The following is a 16,697-nucleotide window of genomic DNA, read 5'->3' on the forward strand; positions in this document are numbered from 1 at the left end:
CGATACACTCACAGCCAAGGACAAAGTGTGCAAGGAGCCTTTTTCATGAATGACGTCCCCGATCTCGTCGCCGAAATCGAGGCGCTGGAAGACAAGCTCGCCCTTGCACGCGCCTCGATCACCAAGCGGTTCATCGGCCAGGAGCGGGTGGTCGACCTGACGCTTTCGGCGCTGCTCTGTGGCGGCCATGCGCTGCTGATCGGCCTGCCCGGCCTGGGCAAGACCCGGCTGGTCGAAACCCTGTCGACCGTCATGGGCCTCGATGGCAACCGCATTCAGTTCACCCCCGACCTGATGCCTGCCGACATCCTCGGCTCCGAGGTTCTGGAAACCTCGTCGGACGGCAGCCGGGCCTTCAAGTTCATCGAGGGCCCGGTGTTCTGCCAGCTCCTGATGGCCGACGAGATCAACCGCGCCAGCCCGCGCACGCAGTCGGCGCTGTTGCAGGCGATGCAGGAGAAACAGGTGACGGTGGCGGGCGAAAACCGCACCTTGGCGGCGCCGTTCCACGTGCTGGCCACGCAGAACCCGATCGAGCAGGAAGGCACCTATCCGCTGCCCGAGGCGCAGCTCGACCGCTTTCTGGTGCAGATCGACGTGCTTTACCCCGACCGCGACACCGAGCGCGACATTCTGCTGGCCACCACCGGCGCCACCGAGGAAGCGGCGCATGAGGTCTTTACCGCCGAAGAGCTGATCGCGGCGCAGGCCCTGCTGCGGCGCATGCCGGTGGGCGAAAGCGTGGTCGAGATGATCCTCGACCTGGTGCGGGCCTTCCGGCCGGATGAGCCGGAAGCCTCTGACAAGGTGCGCGAAAACGTCGCCTGGGGCCCCGGCCCGCGGGCCGCGCAGGCGTTGATGCTGACGGTGCGCGCCAGGGCGTTGATCGATGGCCGGCTGGCGCCTTCGGTCGAGGATGTGCTCGACATGGCGCGGCCGGTGCTCACCCACCGCATGGCGCTCAATTTCGCAGCGCGGGCACGCGGAATGTCGCTAAGCGACCTGATCGACGAGACCGCAACAGGCTTGATGCGGGCCGAGGCGGCTGCGTGAGCCACAGCCCCGCCCATCTGCGCGCAAGATCCGAGGCCGAGGCGGCCACCCTGCCGCCGCTTCTGGCCAAGGCCGAGCATCTGGCCGGCACGGTGCTCCTGGGTGAACACGGCCGGCGGCGCGCCGGCATGGGCGACGATTTCTGGCAATACCGGCCGGCGCAACCCGGCGACCGGCGGCGCAGCATCGACTGGCGCCGCTCGGCCCGGTCCGATGGCACCTATGTGCGCGAACGCGAATGGCAGATCGCCCAGAGCGTCATGCTCTGGGTCGATCAGGCGGCCTCGATGCGGTTTGCCTCTGACACGGCCTTGCCGGAAAAGGGCGACCGGGCACGGCTCATTGCCATGGCCACCGCCGTGCTGCTGATCCGCGGCGGCGAACGGGTCGGCCTGACCGGTGGCGTGCTGCCGCCGCGTCGCGGCGAGCCCCAGCTGTTGCGGCTGGCGCAGGCGTTTTCCACCGACCAGCCCGAGGATTACGCCGAACCGGAAGCCCGGCTGATGCTGCCGCACGCCCGGGCGATTTTCATCTCGGATTTCCTTGCCGACAGCGCCCCGGTCGAGGCGGCGTTGACCAAGGCGGCCGACCGCGGGGTGCGCGGCGTGATCCTGCAAGTGCTCGACCCCAGCGAAGAGGCCTTTCCCTTCCGGGGCCGCACCATATTCGAAAGCGTCGGCAAGACGGTGCAGCATGAGACGTTGAAGGCGGGCGAACTGCGCGCCCGGTATTTGCAGCGGCTGGCGGACCGCAAGGATTGGCTGACGCAGGTGTCGCGGGCGACCGGCTGGCAATATGCGGTGCACCACACCGACCGCTCGGCGCATGAGGCGCTGCTCTGGCTCTATCGGGCGATGGAAGGCGTGCGATGACTTTGTTTGGTATAGGGTTCCTGTCCCCCTGGTTGCTTTTGGGGCTTCTGGCGCTGCCGATCCTCTGGATCATCCTGCGCGCGGTGCCGCCGGCACCGATCCGGCGGATGTTTCCGGCGGTGGTCCTGCTTCTGGGCCTGAAAGACGACGATCAGGTCACCGACCGCACCCCCTGGTGGCTGCTTCTGCTGCGCATCCTGGCGGTGGCGGCGGTGATCCTCGGCCTTGCCGGGCCGATCCTCAACCCGCGCGAGGCCGGCGAACGCGGCTCCGGGCCGCTGCTCATCGCAATGGATGCAAGCTGGGCCAGCGCCGGCGACTGGGCGGCGCAGCAGGAGGCTCTGGAGGCGCTGCTGCTCGAGGCGCAGCGCGACGGGCGGACGGTGGCGATGCTCCGGGTCAGCGACCCCGAGCCGTTGCAGTTCCAGGCCGCCGAGACCTGGCGGTCGCGCCTGCCGGGGCTGGCGCCGGAGCCCTGGCTGCCCGGTCAAGACCTCTATGCCGAGGCGGAAGCGGCCTTGGATGACGGCGCCTTTGACACGCTCTGGCTGTCTGACGGGCTGGCGCATGACGGACGCGCCGATTTCCTCGCGGCGCTGGAATCGCGTGGCGCGGTGCGGGTGGTGCAATCGGCCCGGCCGCTGGTGGTGATGGCGCCGCCGGGCTTTGCCGACGGGGCGATCGAGCTGACGCTGTGGCGGGTCGAGACCGCCGGCAGCTATGCCGCGCATATTGCCGCCCATGGCCGCGATCCCTCGGGCAATGCCGCCGTGCTGGCCCGCGCCGGGGCGGAATTTGCCGATGGCGCCGCCGAGGCGCAGGTCTCGCTGTCGCTGCCCGCCGAGCTGCGTGGAAGGATCACCCACTTCGAGGTCGAGGGCCAGCGTTCGGCCGGCGCGGTGGCGCTGTCCGACGATTCCCTCAGGCGGCGCGAGGTGGCGCTGATCGCCGGCCGGGACGACCGCGAGGGGCTCGAGCTGCTCTCGCCGCTGCATTATCTCGAAAAGGCGCTGGAACCCAATGCCGACCTGTTGCAGGGCGCGCTGGGTGACATCCTGCCGGCCAACCCCGATGTGGTGGTACTGGCAGATGTGGCGACCCTCGCCCCGGCCGAGGAAGAGGCGCTGCTCGCCTGGGTGGAAAAGGGCGGGCTGCTGCTGCGCTTTGCCGGGCCCCGGCTTGCCGCCTCTGACGTGAGCCGCGCCGAGGAAGATGCGCTGATGCCGGTGCGCCTGCGCGCAGGCGGCCGCACCGTCGGCGGCGCCATGTCCTGGGGCGAGCCCAAAGCGCTGGCGCCCTTTGCCGAGGACAGCCCCTTTGCCGGGCTGCCGGTGCCGGAGGACGTGCGGGTCAGCGCTCAGGTCATGGCGCAGCCCGATCCGGTGCTGGCCGACCGGGTGATCGCGCAACTGGCCGACGGCACGCCGCTGGTGACCCGCAAGCGGATCGATCAGGGGCAGGTGGTGCTGGTGCATGTCACTGCCAATGCCGAATGGTCGACGCTGCCGCTGTCGGGGCTCTTCGTGCAGATGCTCGACCGGCTGGCGGTCTCCTCCTCGGCCACGACCCCAGATGCCGAAAGCCTCGAAGGCACCACATGGGAGCCGTTGCAGGTGATGGATGCCTTCGGCGCGCTGGAAGATGCCGGCACCCGGCCCGGTGTCGACTGGCCGGAGCTGGTGGCCGCCCGGCTTGGTCCCGATCTCTTGCCCGGTCTCTATCAGAGCGAAGACCGCCGGCTGGCGCGCAACGTGATCACCGCCGAAACCGAGCTTGCCGCCGCCAGTTGGCCGGCGCGCATCCCGGTCGAAGGGCTGAGCCGGCCGCGGGAAACCCCGCTGGCGGGACTGTTGCTGAGCCTCGCCCTGGCGCTGCTGGCGGTGGATGTGGTGGCCTCGCTGGCGTTGGCCGGACGGCTCACCGGCGGGATGAGAACCGCCGCCGTGGTGCTTCTGGCGTTGGGCGCAAGCCCGCCCCCGGCCGCCGCCCAGAGCACCGACGATTTCGCCCTGGCGGTCACCTCGGAGGTGGTGCTGGGCCATGTGCTGACCGGCGATCCGCAGCTCGACCAGATGGCCTATGAGGGGCTGACGGGGTTGAGCGAAACGCTGTTCTTCCGCACCTCGGTCGAACCGGCAGAGCCGATCGGCGTCGATCTCGAGACCGACGAACTGGCGTTCTTTCCCTTTCTCTACTGGCCGGTGGCGGCGGATCAGCCGATCCCCTCGGATGAGGCCTATGCCAAGCTGAACGAATACCTGCGCTCCGGCGGGATGATCCTGTTCGACACCCGCGATGCCGATATCGCCGGCTTTGGCGCCGCCTCGCCCAACGGCCAGCGGCTGCAACGGCTGGCACAGCCGCTCGACATTCCGCCGCTGGAGCCGGTGCCGGAAGATCACGTGCTGACCCGCACCTTCTATCTTTTGCAGGATTTCCCCGGCCGTCATGTCGGCCGCGACGTCTGGGTCGAGGCCGCGCCGCCGGATGCCGAACGGATCGAGGGCATGCCGTTCCGCAATCTCAATGACGGGGTGACGCCGGTGGTGATCGGCGGCAACGACTGGGCGGCGGCCTGGGCGATGGACGAGAGCGGCAACCCGATCTATCCGGTCGGCCGGGGCTATTCCGGCGAACGCCAGCGCGAGCTGGCCTATCGCTTCGGCGTCAACCTGATCATGCATGTGCTGACCGGCAACTACAAATCCGACCAGGTGCATGTGCCTGCTCTGCTCGACAGGTTGGGCCAATGACCGGAACGCTCATCTTCGACCCGATGCTGCCCTGGCCGGTGCTGGCGGGCGTCGGCCTGCTGGTGCTCTTTGCCGCCGGGCTGGCGCTCTGGCGCGGACTTTCCGGCTGGGGCCCCAGGCTTCTCGGCGGCCTGGTGGTGCTCGCCGCGCTGGCGCAGCCGGCCTATCAGGAGGAAGACCGCGCGCCACTGACCGATATCGTCATGCTGGTCGAGGATCAGAGCGCCTCGCAGCAGCTCGACGACCGCGCCGAGGTGACGGCGCAGGCCGCCGAAACGCTTGAGGCGCAGCTTTCGGCCCGCGACAATACCGAGGTGCGGCGGGTGCGCGTCGGCGATGGCGAGGGCGATCTCGGCACCCAGATGATGACCACGCTCAATTCGGCCCTGGCCGAAGAGCCGCGCGGGCGGATCGCCGGGGTGATCGCGCTCTCTGACGGCCGGGTGCATGACATGGCCCGCGCGACGCAGCTTCCGGCGCCGATGCACCTGCTGATGACCGGCCATGACGACGATTGGGACCGGCGGCTGATCGTGTCGAACGCCCCGGCCTTTGCCATCCTCGGCGAGCCGGTCACCCTGACTCTGCGGGTCGAGGACAGCGGCGCCGCGCCCGAGGCGGCCCGGACGCCGCTGCATGTCTCGGTCGATGGCGGCGAACCGATGGAATTCGACGTGCCGCTGGGCGAGGATATCGAGATCCCGGTCACCCTGCCGCATGGCGGGCGCAACGTGCTGCAATTCACCGTGCCGGAGGCCGAGGGCGAGCTGACCGGGCGCAACAATACCGCGCTGATCCAGATCAACGGCGTGCGCGACCGGCTGCGGGTGCTGCTGGTCTCGGGCGAGCCGCATCCCGGCGGCCGGACCTGGCGCAACCTTCTGAAATCCGACAGTTCGGTCGACCTGGTGCATTTCACCATCCTGCGCCCGCCGGAAAAGCAGGATGGCGTGCCGGTGCGCGAGCTGTCGCTGATCGCCTTTCCCACCCGCGAGCTGTTTCTGGAGAAGATCGACGACTTCGACCTGATCATCTTTGACCGCTACAAGCGGCGCGGCATCCTGCCGGCGATCTACCTCGACAACGTGGCGCGTTATGTCGAAGAGGGCGGCGCGGTGCTGATCGCCTCGGGCCCGGATTTCGCCAGCGCCGATTCGCTTTATCGTTCGCCGCTGTCGGAGGTGGTGCCGGCCGCACCCACGGCACGGGTGATCGAACAGGGCTATGCGCCCAGGGTCACCGAACAGGGCGCGCGCCACCCGGTCACCGTGGGGCTGGGCGATCCCGAGACCTGGGGCCGCTGGCTGCGCCAGATCGAAGTCGAGCCGGAACGCGGCGATATCCTGATGTCCGGCGTCGAGGACCGGCCGCTGCTGGTGCTGGACCGGGTCGGCGAGGGCCGCGTGGCGCTTCTGGCCTCGGACCATGCCTGGCTCTGGAGCCGCGGTTTCGAGGGCGGCGGGCCGCAGCTCGAATTGCTGCGGCGGCTGGCGCATTGGATGATGAAGGAGCCCGAACTCGAGGAAGAGACGCTTTATGCCGAGGCCAGCGGCCAGACCATGCGGATCATCCGCCGCACGCTGGACGAAGCGGCCGGGCCGGTGACGGTGACCGGGCCGGACGGCGCCGAGGTGGTGCTCGAGCTGGAGGAGGTCAGCCCGGGCCGCTTCGAAGCGGTCTACGAAGGCCCGGAGATCGGGCTCTACCGGCTGCGCGACGGCGATCTCGAGAGCGTGATCGGCCTGGGGCCGGCGGCACCGAAGGAATTCGAGCAGACGATCGCCACCGGCGCGGTGCTGGCGCCGCAAATCGACAGCCTGCGCGGCGGGGTGATGCCGCTCGACGACGGTCTGCCGCGGATTCGCAACGTGCGCGAAGGCCGGCCGGCGGCGGGGCGTGGCTGGATCGGGCTGACCCCGCGCGGCGCCTTCGAGACCCGCGACGTGACCCAGGTTGCCCTGCTGCCGCCCTGGCTGGTGCTGCTGCTGGCCTCGGGGCTGATCGTCGGCGCCTGGCTGCGCGAGGGGCGCCGCTAGGACCGGGGGGGGCGCTGCCCCCGTCCCTGCGGGACTCCCCCGAGGGTATTTTCGGCAAGAGGAAGATATCAGTAGGTGCCGCGGCCCGCCGGCGAGAGCTTGACCTTGATCGGGCGGGACGACCAGCCATCCTCGGTGCAATGCACCCGGATCATCACCATGCGGATGCCATCGGGGATCATCACGCCGCGCAGCGAGCGGGTGAAGGGCTGTTCGTTGACATGCGGATGGGTCAGCCTGCGGAAGCCCAGCCGGTTGCCGTGGCGGTCGAGCACCTCCCAGCCATCGGCATAGTGATCCCAGCCGGTGTCGGCATGGCGCAGGGTGACCTCGAAGAGCCAGCCCATGTCGGGCTTGCTGACCTGGACCTTGACAATCTCGGGTTCGGCGGCCCGGGCGGTGAGTGGCAGCATGAGAAGCAGGGCGGCAATGGCGGCGCGGATCATCGGATCTCCGGTGTTTGCGCGGTCTGACCTTCGTCGGCAAGCAGCGCCTCGCGCGATTGCGAGGCAAATTCCCGGCGGTAGACCACGGCCAGCGTGAAGAGCACCGCCAGTATGAGAGGAACCGCGCCCAATAGCCATGCCGTCGCGGCCATGGCGAAGTAAATTGATCGTAATCCCTTGTTATAACTTCGTGCGGCGGTGATGTTGAGCGCCGCCGCCTTGCGCGCCCGGGGGTAGGCCGCCGGATCGGCCGGATCATTGGGCACCGCCGCCATGATCACCGCGCAGTAGCCGAACAGCCGGTGCGACCAGACGAATTTCAGGAAGCCGTTGACCGCCAGCAGGATCACCACCAGGAGCTTGAGTTCCCAGACGATGATCGGCGCGGTGTCGAGGGTGAGATCCTGGGCCACGCCGGCCAGGCGTTCGGCATTGCCGATCAGCGCCAGCATGCCGCCAATGGCGATCATGCAGGCCGAGGCAAAAAACGCCGTGCCCTGCCGCAGGATGCCGAGGATCTGGCTGTCGAAGATGCGCGGATCGCGGGTGACCATCTGCTCCATCCAGACGCGGCGGTATTCGGCGGTGAGATGCGAGACCGAGCCGCGCTTGCCGGGGTTTTCGATCACGAAACCGATGCCGATCCAGGCAACGAAGAGCAGCGTCAGCGCGGCGTAGTCCCAGGCGGTGAAGAAAAAGAGGCGGTCGGTCCAGGTCATCGCAGCACCGTAGCCGCGGCCGCGCGCAAGCGAAAGAGGGGCTGCGCGACAAGCGGGTTGCACTTTGGGTTAATTGGTTATATTTTCTTACCAATATCAGGAGAGCACCATGGATATGCCCCCTCCCCGGCCAGAGCGGCTGGCGCTGAAAACCGAGCTTGTGGCGCGGCTGACCGAGGCCTTGGGGCCGACGGGCGTGATTCATCAGCTGGCGGAACTGCGGGCCTATGAATGCGATGCGCTTTCGGCCTATCGCTGCCCGCCGATGGCGGCGGTGCTGCCGCGGGACACCGCCGAAGTGGCCGCCGTGCTGCGCATCTGCCACCGGATGTCGGTGCCGGTGGTGCCGCGCGGCGCCGGCACCTCGCTGGCCGGGGGCGCGCTGCCGACGGCGGATTGCGTCATCCTGGGCGTGGCGCGGATGAATGCGGTGCTGGAGACCGATTTTGCCAACCGGGTGATCCGGGTGCAGACCGGGCGCACCAACCTGAGCGTGACCGGCGCGGTGGAGGAGGACGGGTTCTTTTACGCCCCCGATCCCTCGAGCCAGCTCGCCTGCGCCATTGCCGGCAATATCGCGATGAATTCCGGCGGGGCGCATTGCCTGAAATACGGGGTGACCACCAACAACCTGCTCGGCGTCACCATGGTGCTGATGGATGGCAGCGTGGTCGAGATCGGCGGCGCGCATATGGACGCCGGCGGGCTCGACCTTCTGGGGGTGATCTGCGGCAGCGAGGGGCAATTGGGCGTGGTGACCGAGGCCAGCTTGCGCATCCTGCCCAAGCCCGAGGGCGCGCGCCCGGTGCTGATGGCCTTTGACAGCAATGCCGTGGCCGGGGCCTGTGTCTCGGATATCATCAAGGCCGGGATCCTGCCGGTGGCGATCGAATTCATGGACCGGCCCTGCATCCGCGCCTGCGAGGATTTCGCCCAGGCCGGCTATCCCGATTGCGAGGCGCTGCTGATCGTCGAGGTCGAGGGCTCGGAGGCCGAGATCGACGACCAGCTGACCCGGATCAAGGCGATTGCCCGGCGCCATGACCCGCTGGAGCTGCGCGAGGCGCGCGATGCCGATGAGGCCGGGCGCATCTGGCTCGGGCGCAAGAGCGCCTTTGGCGCCATGGGGCAGATCAACGACTACATGTGTCTCGACGGTACGATCCCGGTGTCGGCGCTGCCGCAGGTGTTGCAGCGGATTGGCGAGATGAGCCGCGACTACGGGCTGGAGGTGGCCAATGTGTTTCACGCCGGCGATGGCAACATGCATCCGCTGATCCTCTATGACGCCAACAAGCCCGGCGATCTCGAGCTTTGCGAGCGCTTCGGGGCGGATATCCTGAAGCTCTGTGTCGAGGTCGGCGGCTGTCTGACCGGCGAGCACGGGGTCGGCATCGAGAAACGCGACCTGATGTGGCACCAGTACGAGGCGGCGGATCTCGAAGCGCAGATGGCGGTGAAGGATGTGTTTGATCCGGCCTGGCTGCTCAACCCGGCCAAGGTGTTTCCGCTTGATGCCTCCGAGGCGCGGCGCGGGCGGCCGGCGGCGGCGTGAATGCGGCCTCGGGCCTGCCCGAAGGCAATCTCAAACAGAAGAAGACGGATCATGCGACCTGACAGCGAGGCCGAACTGGCGGAGATGATTGCGGCGGCCGAAGCGCCGCTGCGGATAGGCGGCGGCGGGACGCGGGATGTGGGGCGCGCGATTGCGGGTGACATGCTGGAGACCGGCGGGCTGTCGGGCATCCGGCTTTACGAACCCGGCGCGCTGACCATGGTGGCCGGGGCCGGAACGCCGCTTGCCGAGATCGAGGCGGCGCTGGCGGCGGAAGGCCAGCGGCTGGCCTTTGAACCGGGCGACTGGCGCGGGCTTCTGGGCACCGAGGGCGAAAGCACCATCGGCGGCGTCGTGGCGGCCAATGTCAGCGGGCCGCGGCGGGTGACGGCGGGGGCCTGTCGGGATTTCATGCTGGGAGTGCGCTTTGTCGATGGCGCCGGGCGCATCGTCAAGAACGGCGGGCGGGTGATGAAGAATGTCACCGGTTACGACCTGGTGAAGCTGATGAGCGGGTCCTGGGGCACCTTGGGCGTGCTGAGCGAGGTCTCTTTCAAGGTGCTGCCCGAGGCCGAGGCCAGGGGGGTGCTGCTGTGCGAAGGGCTGAGCGACGTGCAGGCGGTTTCGGCCCTGTCGCGCGCCCTTGGCGCACCTTGGGAGGTCAGCGGCGCGGCGCATTTGCAGCGCGGTCTCGACGGGGCGCCGGTGACGATGATCCGGGTCGAGGGGCTGGCGGATTCGGTCGCCTATCGCTGCGGAGAATTGCAGAAGCTGCTGGCCGATATCGGCGATTTCACCGTGGAGCGCGATCCCGAGCGGACCGCGGCCGGCTGGCGGTATATTCGCGACGTGGCGCCGTTTCACGGGCGCGCCGGCGAGGTCTGGCGGCTTTCGGTCACGCCGAGCCAGGCGCCGGAGATCGTCGCGCGGCTGGACGGGGCCGAGGCGGTATACGACTGGGGCGGCGGGCTGGTCTGGGTGCTGGTGCCCGACGGGACGCCGGTGCGCGCGGCCCTGACCGGCGGCCATGCGACGCTGTTCCGGGCCTCGGCGGCACGGCGGGCCGAGGCCGGGGTGTTCCAGCCGCAGCCCGCGCCGCTGGCCGCGCTCGAGGCCGGGCTGCGGGCGAAATTCGATCCGAAGGGCATCCTCAATCCGGGGCTGATGGGGTAACAGATGCAGACGACATTCACCGAAGAGCAGTTGCAGGATCCCGGCACCGCGCGCGCCAACGAGATCCTGCGCGCCTGCGTGCATTGCGGCTTTTGCACTGCCACCTGTCCCACCTACCAGGTGCTGGGTGACGAGTTGGACAGCCCGCGCGGCCGCATCTACCTGATCAAGGACATGCTGGAGAACGAGCGGGTGCCCGACCCGACGACGGTCAAGCACATCGACCGCTGCCTGTCCTGCCTGGCCTGCATGACGACCTGCCCGTCGGGCGTGCATTACATGCACCTGGTCGATCACGCGCGGGCCTATATCGAGGAACACTACGACCGGCCCTGGGGTGACCGGGCGCTGCGCTGGCTGCTGGCGCGGATCCTGCCTTATCCGGGGCGGTTCCGGCTGGCGTTGCTGGGCGCCAAAATCGGCCGGCCCTTTGCGCGCTTGCTGCCCGATCCGCGGCTGCGCGCCATGCTGGAGATGGCGCCGAAGCGCATTCCGCCGGTCAGCCGCAACGACGATCCGCAGAGCTTTGCGCCCGAGGTGCCGCGCAAGACGCGGGTGGCGCTGATGACCGGCTGTGCGCAGAAGGCGCTCAACACCGATATCAACGACGCCACCATCCGCCTGCTGACCCGACTGGGCTGCGAAGTGGTGGTGGCCCGCGGCGCCGGCTGTTGCGGTGCGCTGACCCATCACATGGGCAAAACCGGCGAGAGCCATGCCGCGGCGGCAAAGAACATCCGCGCCTGGACGGCCGAGATCGACGGCGCGGGCCTGGATGCCATTGTCATCAACACCAGCGGCTGCGGCACCACGGTCAAGGATTACGGCCATATGTTCCGCAACGATCCGCTGGCGGCAGAGGCGGCACGGGTGTCAGAGCTCGCGATGGATATCAGCGAGCTCTTGATGACGCTCGACCTGCCGGAAAGCGCCGACAAGGGGCTCTGCGTGGCCTATCACGCCGCCTGTTCGCTGCAACACGGGCAAAAGATCAAGACCCATCCCAAGACCTTGCTGAAACGCGCCGGTTTCACAGTCGCCGAACCGGCCGACAGCCATCTGTGCTGCGGCTCGGCCGGCACCTACAACCTGATGCAGCCGGAGATTTCCGGCCAGCTCAAGGCGCGCAAGGTCACGACACTCGAGGCGGTCAGCCCGGATGTGATCGCCGCCGGCAACATCGGCTGCATGATGCAGATTGGCAGCGGCACCGGTGTGCCGGTGGTGCATACGGTCGAGCTTCTGGATTGGGCCACCGGTGGGCCGACGCCGCCCGCGCTCGCGCCGGAATGATACACCGAAAATGCCGCATTTTCGCCCAAAGTGCTTGATAGCCCGGTGAAAAGACCATCGGGAGGCAGACCGTGCGCATCCTTTTCCTGCTTTTCGCCGCGCTGCTTTCGGCGACGGCGGCCTGGGCTGACATCCATCGCCTGCGACAGCTCAACACCGGCGACGAAAGCCGGGGATGGGAGGCCGTGGGCCGGATCGACTTTGACACCTCCGGGTTCTGCACCGGGGTGCTGGTGGCCCCCGACCTGGTGCTGACCGCCGGGCATTGCCTTTATGACAAGACCACCGGCCGCAAATTCACCGCGTCGGAAATCCGCTTCAGCGCCGGGCTGCGCAATGGTCGCGCCTCGGCCTATCGGGCGGTGAAACACGCGGTGCTGCACCCGCGCTATCGGTTCTCGCGCAACACCGATGCCGCCCAGGTCAGGAACGACGTGGCGTTACTGCAACTGGCCCGGCCGATCCGCACCACCGAGGTGGCGCCGTTCGACACCGCCGGCCGGCCCGGGCCGGGCGCGCGGATCAGCGTGGTGAGCTATGCCCATGACCGCGCCGAGGCGCCCTCGCTGCAAGAGGCCTGCGAAGTGGTCGACCGGCGGCGCGGCGTGCTGGTGATGTCCTGCGATGCCGATTTCGGGGCCTCGGGCGCGCCGGTATTTTCGCTGGCCAGCGGCGAGCCGCAGATCGTGTCGCTGATCTCGGCCAAGGCGGAATCGAACGGCACGCCGGTCTCGCTCGGCACCTCGCTGGCGGAGCCGCTGGCGGTGCTGATGGTCGAGCTCAAGGCCCAGTCGCTGTTCCGGCAGGCCTCTGACAGAACGCGGCCGGGCGGGGCCAAGTTCATCCGCCCCTGAGCCGATGCCGACTGCGATCACGCTTGCGTGATCTTTCGTTCGAGGCGGGGTTCCGACCCTCTTGAAACCGCGAAATCCATCCCCAAATCAGCCCTGTCCGGACGCCACAACGGGTCTGGACGCCTGACGCGCCTGTCCCCAAGGGAAGGCGCAACATAATGGTATCGCTCAATGGAGGATGACCCATGCGTAGCTTTGATTTTGCACCGCTTTACCGTGCAACCGTCGGTTTTGACCAAATGGCCGACCTGATGGATCGCGTTCTGGCCAATGATGTCCAGTCGCAGACCTATCCCCCCTACAACATCGAAAAGACCGCCGAAGATGCCTATCGCATCTCGATCGCCGTCGCAGGCTTTGCCGATCAGGACCTGAACGTCGAGGTGAAGGAAAAGGCGCTTGTAGTTTCGGCCCGCAAGGCCGAAGAGGACGAAGAGCGCAGCTATCTGCACCGCGGCATCGCCACCCGTGCCTTTGAACGCCGGTTCCATCTGGCCGATCACGTCAAGGTGGTGGGCGCCAGCCATGAAAACGGCATGCTGCACATCGACCTCGAGCGCGAGATCCCCGAGGCGCTGAAACCGCGCCGGATCGAGATTGCCAATGGCACCAAGGCGATCGAGAAAGACGTGGTTGACGCCAAGGCCGTCAACTAACGCACTTCGGCCCGTGTTTCGAGCCCCTCGGTTTTTCCGGGGGGCTTTTTCATGTCCGGGCGCCGTTTGCCTCTGGCAACCTCGGGCCGTTCTGCCATGATCCCCGCCGGGGGCGCAGACATGAAACTCGATCACATCGCAATCTCCGGTGAAACCCGCGATGCCGCCGCGGCCCATGTGCAGGCGGCCTTGGGCATGGCATTGCGGCCGGGGGGCGCGCACCGATATTTCGGCACCCACAACCACCTGCTGGGGCTGGCCGAGGGGCTCTATCTGGAGGCGATTTCGATCGACCCCGCGGCCCGGGTGCCGGCCTATCCGCGCTGGTTCGGCCTCGATGACTTTGTCGGCGCGCCGCGGCTGACAACCTGGATTTGCCGCACCGAAGACCTGTCGACGCTGGTGCGCGACCTGCCCGAGGCGGGCGAGATCGTGGCCCTGGAGCGCGGCGATCTGAAATGGCGCATGGCGGTGCCGCCGGACGGGCACCTGCCCTTCGATGGCTGCTTTCCGGCCCTGATCCAGTGGGACAGCCCGACCCCGCCGGGCGAGACCCTGCCATCCTCGGGCTGCACGCTCGAAACGCTCACGGTCGCGCATCCCGAGGCCGACCGGTTGCACCAGCGGCTGGCGCCCTATCTGATGGACGCCCGCGTGCAGTTTCAGCCCGGATCGGCGCATCTTGAGGCGCGCCTGACGGGCCCGGCCGGCCCGGTAACCTTGCGATGATCGTCCGTCCGGCTACGCCGCGCGACGCCCGCGGCATTGTCGATCTGGTCAATCCGGTGATCCGCGACACCGCCATCACCTTTACCACCGCCGAGAAATCCACCCGCGATATCGTCACCGCGATCCGCGATGGTGGCGCCTATTTCGTGGCCTGCGACGGCGACCGGATCATCGGCTATGCCTGTTACTTCCCGTTTCGCAGCGGGCCGGGCTATCGCCATACCAAAGAGCATTCCATCGCCCTTCTGCCCGAGGCGCGCGGCACCGGCGTCGGGCGGCGGCTGATGGCACTGCTCGAGGACCACGCACGCGCCCGCGAGGTGCATTCGCTTTTTGCCGGCGTTAGCGGCGAAAATCCCGATGGCGTCGCCTTTCACAAGGCGATCGGCTTTGCCGAGGTGGCGCGGCTGCCGGAGGTCGGACACAAGTTTGGCCGCTGGATGGACCTGGTTCTGCTGCAAAAAATGTTATGATTGTCACACTGACTTATGCCGCGCTGCGGTATAGGCTTGTCGCATGTCGATCTGGTCTCGCATATCCGCCGCCCTTTCCGCGCTTGCCAGCGGGGAACCGCTGAGCGACGTCTTTGACCGCCTGCGCACCCCGCCGGAACGCAGCGTGGCCTTTACCATCGCCGTCATCGCCCTGGGCGCCAAGATGGCCAAGGCCGACGGGCTGGTCAAAAAGGTCGAGGTCACGGCCTTTCGTGAGGTGTTTTTCATCGCCCCCGAGGACGAGGCGCAGGCCGCCCGTGTCTTCAACCTCGCGCGGCAGGACGTCGCCGGCTATGAGGATTACGCCCGCCGCGTGCGCGCGATGTTCGATGACACCCGCGCGCCGCTGACCGACCTGCTCGAGGGGCTGTTTCACATCGCCGTCTCCGATGGCAGCTATCATCCGGCCGAGGATGAATTCCTGCGCAATGTGGCCGCGATTTTCGGGCTGGATGATCGCCAGTTTCTGGCCCTGCGCACCCGCTTTGTCCCGGATGCCGACAAGGATCCCTATTCGGTGCTCGGCGTCAGCCCCGACATGCCGCTGGCCGAGATCCGCCGGATCTGGCGTAAGGCGGTCCGCGACAGCCACCCCGACCGGATGATCGCACGCGGCGTACCCGAAGAGGCGGTGCGGATGAGCGAAAAGCGCCTGATCGACATCAACAAGGCCTGGGAAGAGATCCAGGCCAGCCAGAGCGAACCCGCCTGATCAGGGCCGGATGGTGATCGGCGTGCCATTGCGCACCATGGCATAGATGTCGCGCATTTCGGCATTGCTCACCGCGATACAGCCCGCCGTCCAGTCGCGCCCGCCCTTGCGGTTCTTCCACGGTCGGCCGTGGATGAAGATGTCGCCGCCGGGGCTGACCCCGGCGTCCCGCGCGCGGCGGATGTCCTCTTCATTCGGGTAATCGATGCCGATCGAGAGATAGAAGCTGCTGTTGGGATTGCGCCGGTCGATGCGGTATTCGCCCTCGGGGGTGCGGCCGTCGCCCTCCTGCGCCTTGTGGCCGGCGGGCGCAAATCCCAAGCCCACGTCATATTGTTCGAGCACCTGGGTGTCATGCAGCAGATACATCTTGCGCGCACCCTTGTCGACGACCACGCGGGTGACCTCGGGGCCGGTATATGTATAGAACTTGCTGCACGCCGTGGCCGTGAGGGCCAAGGATACCAACAGGATTGCTCGAAGAACCCGCATCTGCACTGCCCCGGTTTTGATTTTTTCCCCTTATACCATGGGGCAAATCAGCCGCGAAGAGACTTTATCGGCGCTGAGCGTCTTCCAGCCGTTTCTCGATCGCCTCAAGCCGCACCAGAACCTCGTCGCGATAGGTGTTGGTGGCGGCGGTATCCTCTTCGCTGTGGGCGTCCTGCATCGAGTTGACGATCAGGCCGACCAGAAGGTTCACCACCGCGAAGGTGGTGACCATGATGAAGGGCACGAAGAACGCCCAGGCGTAGGGATAGACCTCCATCACCGGGCGCACGATGCCCATCGACCAGCTTTCCAGCGTCATGATCTGGAACAGCGAATAGGCCGAGGCGCCAAGATCGCCGAACCAGTCGGGGAAGCTGTCGCCAAAGAGCTTGGTCGCCATCACCGCCGCGATATAGAAGATCAGCGCCATCAGAAGGAAGACACTGGCCATCCCGGGCAGCGCGGTCAGAAACCCCTCGACCACCCGGCGCAGGCGCGGCGCCACGGTCAGCAGGCGCAGCACCCGCAGGATGCGCAGGGCGCGCAGCACCGAAAGGCCCTGCGCCGCAGGCACCAGCGAAATGCCGACGATCACGAAATCGAAAATGTTCCACGGCCGGCGAAAGAAGCCGAGGCCCTGGGCGTACATCTTGAGCGCCAGTTCCACCACGAAGACCGCTAGGCAGGCCATGTCGAGCGCCACGATCAGCGGGCCGGCCTGCGCCATCAGCGGATCCGAGGTCTCGAGCCCGAGGATCATCGCGTTGAACAGGATCACCCCGATGATCGTGTTGCGCACCCATGCCTGTTCCAGCCATGCCGCCAGTCTGTCCCGCATCTGCCTGCCCCTTTTGTCCGGC

General features: G+C 67.5%; 16 protein-coding genes. 12 read left to right on the forward strand and 4 right to left on the reverse strand.

What is annotated here, in order from left to right:
- Positions 1 to 45 precede the first annotated feature (45 nt).
- From BMW90_RS10225 to BMW90_RS10240, 4 genes are read left to right on the forward strand one after another with little or no spacing between them, the layout of a single operon-like run.
- Entirely contained in the window at positions 46 to 1,053 is a 1,008-nt protein-coding gene (locus BMW90_RS10225; RefSeq protein ID WP_048533519.1) for an AAA family ATPase, read from the forward strand.
- Positions 1,050 to 1,925: a DUF58 domain-containing protein gene (locus BMW90_RS10230; protein WP_048533520.1), complete on the forward strand. Its 876-nt coding sequence runs from the start codon at positions 1,050 to 1,052 to the stop codon at positions 1,923 to 1,925. The genes BMW90_RS10225 and BMW90_RS10230 overlap by 4 nt, the downstream gene beginning before the upstream one ends.
- Positions 1,922 to 4,678: a DUF4159 domain-containing protein gene (locus BMW90_RS10235; protein ID WP_074836483.1), complete on the forward strand. Its 2,757-nt coding sequence runs from the start codon at positions 1,922 to 1,924 to the stop codon at positions 4,676 to 4,678. Before BMW90_RS10230 ends, BMW90_RS10235 begins: the two co-directional genes overlap by 4 nt.
- Positions 4,675 to 6,714 carry a hypothetical protein gene (locus BMW90_RS10240; protein ID WP_074836484.1) on the forward strand — a complete coding sequence of 680 codons (2,040 nt, stop codon included), beginning with the start codon at positions 4,675 to 4,677 and terminating at the stop codon, positions 6,712 to 6,714. Before BMW90_RS10235 ends, BMW90_RS10240 begins: the two co-directional genes overlap by 4 nt.
- A gap of 68 nt (positions 6,715 to 6,782) precedes the next feature.
- On the opposite strand, the gene BMW90_RS10245 is transcribed toward BMW90_RS10240, so the two are convergent.
- Both BMW90_RS10245 and BMW90_RS10250 read right to left on the reverse strand, forming a co-directional pair.
- Entirely contained in the window at positions 6,783 to 7,160 is a 378-nt protein-coding gene (locus BMW90_RS10245) for a hypothetical protein (protein ID WP_048533523.1), read from the reverse strand.
- Positions 7,157 to 7,879, reverse strand: a complete 723-nt coding sequence (locus BMW90_RS10250) for a DUF599 domain-containing protein (RefSeq protein WP_048533524.1) — start codon at positions 7,877 to 7,879, stop codon at positions 7,157 to 7,159. Before BMW90_RS10250 ends, BMW90_RS10245 begins: the two co-directional genes overlap by 4 nt.
- A gap of 109 nt (positions 7,880 to 7,988) precedes the next feature.
- Between BMW90_RS10250 and BMW90_RS10255 the strand changes: the two genes are divergently transcribed.
- From BMW90_RS10255 to BMW90_RS10290, 8 genes are all read left to right on the forward strand, one after another.
- Positions 7,989 to 9,434: an FAD-linked oxidase C-terminal domain-containing protein gene (locus BMW90_RS10255; RefSeq protein WP_074836485.1), complete on the forward strand. Its 1,446-nt coding sequence runs from the start codon at positions 7,989 to 7,991 to the stop codon at positions 9,432 to 9,434.
- A gap of 51 nt (positions 9,435 to 9,485) precedes the next feature.
- Entirely contained in the window at positions 9,486 to 10,607 is a 1,122-nt protein-coding gene (locus BMW90_RS10260) for an FAD-binding protein (protein ID WP_074836486.1), read from the forward strand.
- A 3-nt stretch (positions 10,608 to 10,610) separates the two neighbouring features.
- Positions 10,611 to 11,900 (forward strand): glycolate oxidase subunit GlcF, encoded by a 1,290-nt coding sequence (glcF, locus tag BMW90_RS10265; RefSeq protein ID WP_074836487.1) that lies wholly within the window; start codon positions 10,611 to 10,613, stop codon positions 11,898 to 11,900.
- A gap of 71 nt (positions 11,901 to 11,971) precedes the next feature.
- Positions 11,972 to 12,754, forward strand: coding sequence for a trypsin-like serine peptidase (locus BMW90_RS10270; RefSeq protein ID WP_083416014.1), 783 nt, complete (start codon positions 11,972 to 11,974; stop codon positions 12,752 to 12,754).
- 185 nt (positions 12,755 to 12,939) lie between these two features.
- Positions 12,940 to 13,410 carry an Hsp20 family protein gene (locus BMW90_RS10275; protein ID WP_048533529.1) on the forward strand — a complete coding sequence of 157 codons (471 nt, stop codon included), beginning with the start codon at positions 12,940 to 12,942 and terminating at the stop codon, positions 13,408 to 13,410.
- A 120-nt stretch (positions 13,411 to 13,530) separates the two neighbouring features.
- Positions 13,531 to 14,139 (forward strand): VOC family protein, encoded by a 609-nt coding sequence (locus tag BMW90_RS10280; protein WP_074836489.1) that lies wholly within the window; start codon positions 13,531 to 13,533, stop codon positions 14,137 to 14,139.
- Entirely contained in the window at positions 14,136 to 14,612 is a 477-nt protein-coding gene (locus BMW90_RS10285) for a GNAT family N-acetyltransferase (RefSeq protein ID WP_139211317.1), read from the forward strand. The genes BMW90_RS10280 and BMW90_RS10285 overlap by 4 nt, the downstream gene beginning before the upstream one ends.
- Positions 14,613 to 14,655: 43 nt before the next feature.
- Positions 14,656 to 15,345, forward strand: coding sequence for a molecular chaperone DjiA (locus BMW90_RS10290; RefSeq protein WP_074836490.1), 690 nt, complete (start codon positions 14,656 to 14,658; stop codon positions 15,343 to 15,345).
- Here BMW90_RS10290 and BMW90_RS10295 read toward each other — a convergent pair whose 3' ends face one another.
- Both BMW90_RS10295 and BMW90_RS10300 read right to left on the reverse strand, forming a co-directional pair.
- Entirely contained in the window at positions 15,346 to 15,837 is a 492-nt protein-coding gene (locus BMW90_RS10295) for a L,D-transpeptidase family protein (protein WP_048533531.1), read from the reverse strand. It lies immediately after the preceding gene.
- 64 nt (positions 15,838 to 15,901) lie between these two features.
- Positions 15,902 to 16,675, reverse strand: a complete 774-nt coding sequence (locus BMW90_RS10300; RefSeq protein ID WP_074836491.1) for an ion transporter — start codon at positions 16,673 to 16,675, stop codon at positions 15,902 to 15,904.
- Positions 16,676 to 16,697: the final 22 nt, after the last annotated feature.

Origin of the sequence: Marinovum algicola (assembly GCF_900109145.1) — a bacterium.
Classification (GTDB): domain Bacteria; phylum Pseudomonadota; class Alphaproteobacteria; order Rhodobacterales; family Rhodobacteraceae; genus Marinovum; species Marinovum algicola.